The 9,499-nt window shown below is 42.3% G+C and carries 11 protein-coding genes; 2 read left to right on the plus strand and 9 right to left on the minus strand.

Going from position 1 to position 9,499, the window contains the following annotated elements; all coding sequences use genetic code 11:
* The first annotated feature begins 249 nt into the window (after positions 1-249).
* Complete coding sequence (locus PN497_RS16320; RefSeq protein WP_096571443.1) at positions 250-1,179, plus strand: Uma2 family endonuclease; 930 nt, start codon at positions 250-252, stop codon at positions 1,177-1,179.
* Positions 1,180-1,759: 580 nt separating this feature from the next.
* Here the strand turns inward: PN497_RS16320 and PN497_RS16325 are convergent.
* Positions 1,760-2,206 (minus strand): DUF29 domain-containing protein, encoded by a 447-nt coding sequence (locus PN497_RS16325; protein WP_096571441.1) that lies wholly within the window; start codon positions 2,204-2,206, stop codon positions 1,760-1,762.
* Positions 2,207-2,323: 117 nt separating this feature from the next.
* Between PN497_RS16325 and PN497_RS16330 the strand changes: the two genes are divergently transcribed.
* Positions 2,324-2,470 carry a hypothetical protein gene (locus PN497_RS16330; RefSeq protein ID WP_193944423.1) on the plus strand — a complete coding sequence of 49 codons (147 nt, stop codon included), beginning with the start codon at positions 2,324-2,326 and terminating at the stop codon, positions 2,468-2,470.
* 466 nt (positions 2,471-2,936) lie between these two features.
* Here the strand turns inward: PN497_RS16330 and PN497_RS16335 are convergent, their stop codons facing one another.
* The 8 genes from PN497_RS16335 to PN497_RS16370 all read right to left on the minus strand — a co-directional run bounded on the left by PN497_RS16335 (position 2,937) and on the right by PN497_RS16370 (position 9,271).
* Positions 2,937-4,145 carry a glycosyltransferase family 4 protein gene (locus PN497_RS16335; RefSeq protein ID WP_096571439.1) on the minus strand — a complete coding sequence of 403 codons (1,209 nt, stop codon included), beginning with the start codon at positions 4,143-4,145 and terminating at the stop codon, positions 2,937-2,939.
* On the minus strand, positions 4,135-5,223 hold the full coding sequence (locus tag PN497_RS16340; RefSeq protein WP_272110700.1) for an O-antigen ligase family protein: 1,089 nt from the start codon (positions 5,221-5,223) through the stop codon (positions 4,135-4,137). Before PN497_RS16340 ends, PN497_RS16335 begins: the two co-directional genes overlap by 11 nt.
* Before the next feature lie 353 nt (positions 5,224-5,576).
* The gene (locus PN497_RS16345; protein ID WP_272110701.1) at positions 5,577-5,846 is read right to left on the minus strand and encodes a glycosyltransferase; all 270 of its coding nucleotides are present in this window, start codon (positions 5,844-5,846) and stop codon (positions 5,577-5,579) included.
* A gap of 22 nt (positions 5,847-5,868) precedes the next feature.
* The gene (locus tag PN497_RS16350; protein WP_272110702.1) at positions 5,869-6,291 is read right to left on the minus strand and encodes a hypothetical protein; all 423 of its coding nucleotides are present in this window, start codon (positions 6,289-6,291) and stop codon (positions 5,869-5,871) included.
* Positions 6,292-6,328: 37 nt separating this feature from the next.
* Positions 6,329-7,435, minus strand: a complete 1,107-nt coding sequence (locus PN497_RS16355) for a glycosyltransferase (protein ID WP_096571434.1) — start codon at positions 7,433-7,435, stop codon at positions 6,329-6,331.
* Between the two features lie 211 nt (positions 7,436-7,646).
* Positions 7,647-8,519 carry a glycosyltransferase family 2 protein gene (locus PN497_RS16360; protein ID WP_096571432.1) on the minus strand — a complete coding sequence of 291 codons (873 nt, stop codon included), beginning with the start codon at positions 8,517-8,519 and terminating at the stop codon, positions 7,647-7,649.
* Between the two features lie 85 nt (positions 8,520-8,604).
* On the minus strand, positions 8,605-8,802 hold the full coding sequence (locus tag PN497_RS16365; protein WP_272110703.1) for a hypothetical protein: 198 nt from the start codon (positions 8,800-8,802) through the stop codon (positions 8,605-8,607).
* Between the two features lie 121 nt (positions 8,803-8,923).
* Positions 8,924-9,271 carry a hypothetical protein gene (locus tag PN497_RS16370; protein WP_096571430.1) on the minus strand — a complete coding sequence of 116 codons (348 nt, stop codon included), beginning with the start codon at positions 9,269-9,271 and terminating at the stop codon, positions 8,924-8,926.
* Positions 9,272-9,499 lie beyond the last annotated feature (228 nt).

A 9,499-nucleotide genomic window follows, 5' to 3' on the forward strand; every position in this document is an offset into this window, starting at 1 on the left:
ACCTAAAACCTTGATATATCAAAGGTTAGAGGCTGATAAACACAGAAATTAGTGCAAGGGTTTTGAAGGGTATACCGGAAAAAGTGTCCATTTTTTGGGATTTCAAGAGATGGCAAAGAAATTTTCAAATCTCCTCCTGACTCCTGACTCCTGACTCCTGACTCCTATGCCCTCACGGAAAGACTTTCTCAGCAACCCCTAGTTAAACTTAGTTAAATTAGTAAGCATCGGGATTCAATCGGAGGAAATATGAGTGAATCGACATTGCTAAACTTAGATCAATCGACACCAGATTCAACCCCAGATTTTGTTAATCCCCCCACCCAGGATGAATTACTATATGATGACGGCATCCCTATGGAAACCTATCGCCATAAACTGCAAATGGACTTACTAGTTGATCCCCTAGCTGCTTGGTTAGGGGATCAAGATGCCTTTGTGGGGGGTAATATGTTTGTTTACTTTAGTCCCCATCAATTGAAAAACCATGATTTCCGTGGTCCGGATATGTTTGCTGTGTTGGATGTTCCCAAGGGAGAGCGCAAATGTTGGGTAACTTGGGAAGAGGGTAAAGGTCCAGATGTGGTAGTAGAGTTGCTATCCTCTAGCACTGCTTTCAGAGACAAGACAGACAAAAAAGAAATATACCAAAACAGGCTCAGAGTACCAGAATACTTTTGGTATGATCCTTTTAATCCCAATGAGTTTGCTGGTTTCATCATCAGGGATTATGGATATGAACCAATCATTCCCGATGAGCAAAACAGGCTGATCAGTCAAAAATTAGGTTTAGCTCTAGTGCGTTGGGCGGGAGAATTTGGGGGAGCCAATGCCGTCTGGGTGCGTTGGGCAACTTTAGAGGGGGTTCTACTACCTACAGCCCGTGAATTAGCTCAACAAGCACAGCAAGAAGCTCAACAGGCACAGCAAGAAGCCCAACAAGCACAGCAAGAAGCTCAACAAGCACAGCAAGAAGCTCAACAGGCACAGCAAGAAGCCCAACAAGCACAGCAAGAAGCCCAACAAGCACAGCAAGAAGCCCAACAAGCACAGCAAGAAGCCCAACAGGCACAGCAAAGAGCAGAGGCTGCGGAATTGTTACTGGCACAGGAGCGCCAACAAAGGGAGGAATTGCTGGCAAAATTACAGACAATGGGGATAAATCCTGATCAACTTTAGAGGCTGTTTTATAAATTTTCAAGAGGAAATTAGCTAGTTATACTAAAAACGGATGATTGCTAGACTTTTGTTCAGGCAAAAATCTTTGGATAGCAATACTCTTAGCGATTTAAATAGTAAGGCTGTAACCCGTTTTTAGTATAGTCATTTGCCAACTTTCACTAACTTAATGCTATACTTTCCTCATGGCATACATACCACTGGTGAAAAGCGGTCAAATTTTTGGGATTGCATCCAACCCACCTTCCGCACCCTAAACTGTCACACAACGAAAAATGGTCATTTGGGGATTTGAGATTGGCGAACTGCTTGCAGCAGCTCTTCGCTATCGCTACCTAAACTTTAGACCATTTTGTATTAAAATTATCCTCAAAGGTCTTCAAAAATCCGAAATTACCGATTGTGACACTGGGGGGTGCGGAATGTGGGATAAAACCATTAAAATTCAAGGCTTCCCCCTGCCATCACAGGGGTAGGTTTTTTTGCGGAGGTGCTTCACTTTGATACATGATTCATTCGGGTGCGATCGCCCATTTTTGAGAAGCATTGTTATAGAAATTTCACAGGGACATCACTAATTTTAATCAGGAAGAAATTCTGGATCAAGTAGATCATCGGCAGAAAACGGACAACTTTCAGGAAAAAGATGAGCAGGTAATTCACTTTTTTTGATAGCCTGTCTTCTGGCTTTAACATAAATTTCTGCAATTTCTTGCAAGAAATAGTTATACAACGTTTTAGACTTTAACAATAACTCAAGCTCAAATCGAAAGTTATCAATTTCATTTTGCCAAACTTTGGCACAGTATTCTTTTTCAGATTTCCAATACTTATACAACAATAAGTAAATGAGCAATTGACGCAGGTAACTGTCAACTTTCCGCCTTTGTTCATTACCCAAACTGAGAATTTCCTCCTTTAAATGTAAAAAATCTAATTCCTCAATGCGATTATTTTCTAGTAATTTATAAGTTTCTTCCAGCCAAAGGAAATAATCTTGTTCGTAAAGAACATTAATTGTGTTCATGACAGCACCTAAGTATTGTTTACTCTATTTTGACGCTCCCCGCCTTAAAAGGCTATCCATTATAAACATCTTTCTTAACAATCTTAAAACCTCTACTTGGTAAAGGTTTCAAGACTTTTGAATTTACCTGATCTTGACAAAATGCACCTCATCTTTATTGATAAAAACCTCATTTTATTGAGAATCAGCAACGGAGGATTAAGGGTTGGGGGTCTGCAAGCGATCGCTCTCATGAATATTAAGAAAGATGTTTATAATGGATAGCTTATTAAGGGGAGTAAGGGGGGATCTGGATAAAACCTGATACTTCTCAGACATCCTCTCAAAAACAATCATTGTTAATTACCAGTTAATTAGGGTTTGCTGAAAAAGTCTCTTCGTTAAGGCAGCGAATAGGGAATAGGGAATAGGCAAGAGTTTGGGTGATCTGTTAGTAACCAATTCTTTGAAATTTCACCCGGAAAATGCACACTTTTAGGAGTATACCCCTGAAAAATCCTGCACTGATTTCCTAACTTTTCACCTGAAACCCTTGATTTATCAAGGTTTTGAGTTTATTCAGCAAGCCCTAATTAAATTCTGATATCCATATTATGAATAAAGTAAGCGGGACTTTGAGCGACTTTCTGATTAACAAAATTTCGATTTCTAATGTATATATTATTTCTTGGCTTGAGATTCTTAGTTCATTCCCCGGTTTCGGTGTGTGGATCACTATTCACCGGCTCCCTCACCGTTGTACGCGGTTATAAAAATTAATGAGATCTTCCCCCATTTTCAGGGAACTAAAACGTTGAATATTCTCTAGTCCCGCCTGCACTAGCTTTGTTGCTTCCTCCGATTGGTTGAGTAAAAAATCACACTGTGCAACTATGGCTGATAGATTATCAGGACTGGCCATCAGAGCAGCATTACCAACTATTTCAGGGAGAGAACCACTGTGAGAGCAAACAACTGGACAGCCAAAAGCCATCGCTTCTAAAGGAGGCCAACCAAATCCCTCATAGTAACTGGGAAAAAGCAAGATGGAAGCCTTCAGGTATAGGGAGGATACCGCCTGATCATTGGGATAGGAAACAAAGGTAATTTTGTCACCTACTTGCAGTTCTTGAATGATCATTTGCAGATCCATATCTGGGGGAGACCCAGCCATCACCAATGACAGGGGGTGACTCTTGACCAGTTCGGCAAAAACTCTAATTACCGTTGCTCGGTTCTTATAGAAGCCATTGTTACCAATGTGCAAAATTATTCTTTTTCCATCCTGCACTCGTTCCTGCCATCCGGGGATTTCTGACGGGATTAAGTCTAATAAGCTACTTCTAATACCAGGGAAAATCACAGTGGGAACAATTTGATTGCTAACATTCTGTTGAAAGTCTTGACCTGTGCAGGTGCTGACAACACATATATTTTTCTGGGATTTGAGGGATTTTAAGTTTTCTCTAATTAACCAGCGGGCGAAAAAACCAGGCGGGGGTATGGGAAATTCCCCTTTTTGTTGCAAAACGGGAATTAAATCGTGAAGAGTGACCACACATTTTTCTGGCGGTATTTTCCTGAGAACATAGCAGGTACTACCATCCATCAGGTGAAATATGTCGCCATTGTATTTGCACATATATTTACGCAACTGTAGCGGGGAAATCAAGAGTAACCAAAGCTGTTGAAACCGTTTTTTCAGTTTAGCCGGGAGAAAAAACAGATCGGGGACAAGGTTCAGTAAGTCAATCCTGGTCAGTCGGACTTTTTGTGAGTAAGAAGATAAGGTTTCAGTCACCATGTCCACATAAATCAGCATACTGCCTACAGACTCAGTGGAACAAGTGGTGATTAATGCTACTTCTAACACACCTTGATTATCGTGAAGAAAAGGTAAAAATCCAGCCGATATTTCGGTCAATTTATCGGTCAATTTATCGGTCAATTTATCGGTCAATTTCAGAGTTTCCTATTGTTATATTTTGGGTTATATTCTGGGTTTGATGCCAAAAAAAAGCTTGCCAATACTTGGCGAAGGACAATACTAACCCCAGGGAGAAAGCAATAAAAAAAGTAATAAATGGGTCTGCTAATATTTGCCCAGATACCATCAAACTACCAATGTTTGCCAGGAAAAAGGCTAAAATTCCACCTGTGTAAACCCCTAAGTACATTTGCGACTTGAATAGGGACTGCACTTGTACCCATGCTGAAAGGACTAAACTGAGCAGCAGCAGGACTAAGGCTATAAAACCCGGTACTCCCAATTCGACCATCATCCTACTGGTGCCACTTTCTTGCCAAGTTCTCGGTCTTTGGACATTGAAAATGGCAAGATTTTGGCTCCCTGGGGAAGCTGATCCCAGACCGGCTCCAAAAAATCCCGACTGACGCACTGTTTCAATCAAGGCATCAAAATTATGTCGTCGAAAGTCTTCACCCGCAACAGCAAAATTATCTTGGTAATATCTGACGTAGGTGGAATCTTCTCCCAGATCGTTGCCAATATATATCATAATTAGCAGTGGAATCAGTAGAACGGGCAAAACGGAAAAGATCCGCCCGCCACGGGCTTGGGCATAGATCAAAGTAAAAACTATTGCCGCTACGGGCAACATATAAAGCATCTTGCGACGACCACAGAAAAACAGGGCGGCGATCGCTATGACACAAATAGCTAACCAGAGGTAGCGTTGCCTCGGTTTCGAGCTGGTGGACAGAAAAAAACTGAACATAGAAGTTGTTGAAGCGTGCCAGCCCATGACATCTGGGGAACGGTAAAAACCTGCTATCAGCTTGACAACGTAGCCAGTACTATGTCGCACCCAATCAAAGTCTAAGGCACTGGTACCTATAAGAGTCCATCCAGGTACGACGTTAAAGTATTCTAAAAATGTGCCACTCAGCATTACCACGGAGAGGAGACAATAAAAACTAAATAGTCTTTGGATATCTTCCAGAGATTGGGCAAAGTGAAAACCCACTAAAATCGCCGCCAAGAAAACGCCATAGCTAAAGATGCCAAAGACTGTCATGAGCCAGGAGTTGGAACTATAGGTCAGAGAAATCAAGGCTGGGGGGATGCAGGCCAGCGCGAACCAGTTAAAACTGCGGTTCACATTGGGATACATTCGCCAGAATGAATGCAACCAGTCTTTTTGTCCCGACAACCCCAGGATTATACCCAATATAATTGGCACACTTGCTAACAGGACACTGGCGGGGGCACCGGGGATCATTTTTCTCAGGGGGTCTTGTACTGCTGCTAGAAATACTAGCCAGTATATCCCCCGCCGCCAATTGCCTAGGGCGAGAATCGCCCCTAAAACTGAAATCAGTAATACTATACCAGATGCCATAAATCACTTTCCATTGTTGCTGGTAACAGTTAACTCCGCACATAACGCATGGCTTCTGTAATACCACAGACTACTTTTTGGTAATTATATTCCATCATCACTTTTGCGCGGGCGTTACTTCCCATCTCAGCCAGCTTTGCTTGACCTAGTTTGATCGCTGTGGCTAGGCGATCGCCTAACTTGTCTATTTGTCCCATGGGGTAAGTCCAACCGGTTTCCGGTGTAATCAGGTCAAAATGGCATCCTACTTGATCGGAAACAATTGCTGGTAGTCCACAGGCCATGGCTTCATTGACCACTAGCCCCCAGGTTTCACCGGCATCAGAGGGGAGGACGAGACATATGGGCAAGATGATTAGATTCCCCCCGGACAATACAGGGAACGCTATACAATCGGCAAGCTACCAGGAGTTGCAGGCAGCTTTTAACAACCCAACCATTGACGATAAAAACATCCCAATTGCCGTTTTTGACGATCGCAAAAATTTCTGGGGTATCACAGCCCCCAGAGTTGGTTACAGATGGTGTTTGGGCAATATTTGTTAAAACTTGATATTCATAGCCATTCAATAAAGGAACATCCCACTCAAAAGCCACCCCAAATCCATCTCCCTGCTGCATAGCATTGGGAATCATACAGAAAAAGACGTGCAGATCAATGTCGGCGTTCTGGGCTAATAGGCGAAACCAGGGTACTTGATATTGAATTGGGTGGGTGGTGAGAATACCGACTTTAAAGACCATAATTAAAAGACCATAATTAAAAGACCATAATTAAAAGTTAAAAGTAACTAATTAAAGGCTTTGAAACTTTCTGCCATCGGAATCGCTCTGTATTTTCCAGTGCCATGGTAGAATAACAGCTCCAAGTTTCCCTATCAGTCAGCAAAGATTGAATTAGTGGAATCTGCTCCCGGATTTGTTGTGGATCAATGACTATACCACCCGGTCCAGCGACCTCCGGTGGAGCGCACACATCCGCCACAATAGTTGGAGTCCCAAAGGCTTGGGCTTCTACTGCGGGTATACCAAAGGACTCTGAACGGCTTAAAAGACAAAATGCCCGAGCGCGGCGATAGTGTTCCCGTAGTTGACTGACAGATACTTTACCAGTAATTGTGACAAAATTACTGAGGTTGAGGGCTTGTATTAATGTTTCAATTTTCGAGCGGTAATCATCCGTACTCCAAGGACCGACTAGGGTTAAATGAACACGGGTGTTTAATTCGTGGAGTCTTGAGAATACTTTGACAACATCTTCAATGGCTTTGTGGGGTGTCATTGCGGAAACAGTCAGGATTTCTAATGGACGTTGTTCAAAGGTTAGGTATTGACTTTGAGCCACTTGGTAGGTTTCCTCATCAATACCAACATAAAGAATTTTACCAGCTTGAGGTTTTACCCCCGCATCGTTTTCGTAGAGTCTGGCGACATATTCAGATAAATAAAACATGGCCTGTGCTTTTTTTTGGGCTTGTTTGTAGCCCTGTCTTTGCAGCCAGGCCTTCAGGCGATCGCCAATTGTGTAGTGAAATTCCCTAACATAACACCAGGGATTTTGGGCAATAACCACTTGGGGTAATTTAGTTCCCGGAACCAGAGCGCCGGAGGTTGAAATAATTAGTTGAGCTTTTAGTTGGGTCAGGAGGGACTCTAACTGAGTAAATTGCCACCAAAGTCGAGCCGGCCAGTTTTCACCAAAATTAGGACACTCTATCCAGTGAAAACTCGATCCTAGGTCGCAACAAAGATCCCGATTGTTGTGGTGATGTAGAACAAAAAATTGATGGCGATCGCCATGATACTTGGCCAACATTCGTAAATGCCCAGAAATGACGTGTCTACCTGACATATGATTAATGGGCAGAGCATCTATGACAATATTCATATATAGGAATCCGGTTTGATTTATGAATTTTTCGTAGAGGCAGGGAACACTTCGACAAGCTCAGTGCATCGCAGGGAACAGGGAACAGGGAACACCGAAAGAAGGTCCTATATAGGACTTTTTGTCAGTAGTCCGTACTAGATAACGGGGAACGGGTCGGGGTCAAACAATATTTGATACACTAATCATGACTTGACAAACATCCTCTTAGTTACTGAAAAAGTATCGGATAGGATGGTCCTTGACTAATCTTATGAATGGCTAAACTCAGCCCTCTGGCTTCTGCAATTAAGGTGGGGAAGATCCACCAAGGATGAGTGATATGGTGTTTTGTGCGAATGGAGCGCAATGGTCGCCAAAGTATTTGCCATAGCCAGCCATTGGGTTTTGACTTTAACAGGTAATAGTAAGCTCCCACAGCATGGGCGGGTTGGGCAGTTCTCAGGTGGTGACCATAGCTGCGTGTTCCTCCCCTTTCTACCCGTAGGTGGTGAATCAGAGCTTTCGGTTCGTAGGTAATCAAACCGTATTTTTGACAGTAGCGATGGGCAAATTCCGCCTCATAGCGGTATGCAGCCCCTATGAAGTTTTCATCAAATCCCCCCAGGGCGATCGCCACAGTGCGCTTAATGGAAAAATTGCCCCCCATAAACTCCGTAATTTGCCGGGGAATGTTACTAGTAAAGCGAAATGGCTCCCCTGGTTGTAATGTCAGAGATTTTTCCCCGGGCTGTAGTACCTGTCCTGCAACCAGATCAGCTTGTTGATGGGCTTGCTGGTGAGCCTGTAGTAAATCCTCATGGGGGATAATATCATCATCGAGGAAAAGGACTATCTCACCTTTAGCTTCCAGGATTCCCCGGTTCATGGCCATGGGAATAGATGGTTGAGGTAGGCGAACCCAACGAATAGCGCCTTGTTCGGCCAAACTGTTTAATCTCGACTCAATTGTTACAGCATGATTTAAGGTCTGGTCAATCACCAAAAGTTCAAATTCTGGTGTCATTAGTCGCTGCAAGGAATCAATGGTATTAAGCAGCACTTCTCCCCGCTCATAGGTGGGGATGATCACTGAAAGTTTCATTAGTTTTTTCCCTGTCAAAAGGTTAGTTAGGGTTTGCTGAAAAAGTTACAGCAGTTTCCGTTATGATGAGGTTCGGACAATTCCATTATTCAGGGCGATCGCTCTGGGTTTGGGTGTATCCGGGTTGTATATTATTATCTAATAATATTATTATTCCATAGGGTAGCCAGGGAATGGAATTAAGAGTCTGAAAGCTGAAGTCGGTTAAAAACCGACTGGTTTTGGGTTGGGGTGGAGGTTGTTCTAAAAGCGACTTAATTACCTTTGTGGGCGATCGCCCCACGATTACCGCTATGCTAGGGATTGAAAATCGCCCGTCCCGAAGAAATCCTCTTCCTAGTCGGTTTTCAATCGACTTGAGCTTTTAGACTCTTAATTTATTCCCTGGATCCCTTGATTAATATTTATGATTTTGAGTATAAGATATACGGGCCATAACCAGTTTTTGATCCAATGTTTCTTGTGACTTTATATAAAATTCCTGGATTATCTTGAATATATTTATCAACATTAATGTATTCTTTCATCTGCAATCCTTGTTTTTGAATGATTTCTTCAAGATAAGATTCAGGTGATAAAATTACGTAGTCAAGATTATCAATAAAATTCTTGGTAGCATCATTAGTGCCAATGCCAAAAAATGGCTGATAAACTTTCCATCCTAGTAATCGGGCAGTTTGATAAAAATTCCAAGTTGAATCCCAAACTTTATACTCATTTTTGCCAATGTAAGATGTACCGATATTAACCAAGAGGTTAGGATTTCTCCCATCATAATTCCTCAATCCTGTTGCTGGTCTGATTAATAAGGAGAGGGTAATAGCCCAAATTAGTAATAAATCAGAAATGTTGAATGTCGTTACAAAAGTTTACATATTCAGTTATAGTAGTCCTATTAAGGGTGAAAATGTCAACATCTCATGATATCTTCCATCCAATGAACATAACTAATTTGTTGACACATACAAGCTTGAAGATAG

The sequence above is a fragment of the Sphaerospermopsis kisseleviana CS-549 genome, from assembly GCF_028329225.1.
Taxonomy (GTDB): domain Bacteria; phylum Cyanobacteriota; class Cyanobacteriia; order Cyanobacteriales; family Nostocaceae; genus Sphaerospermopsis; species Sphaerospermopsis kisseleviana.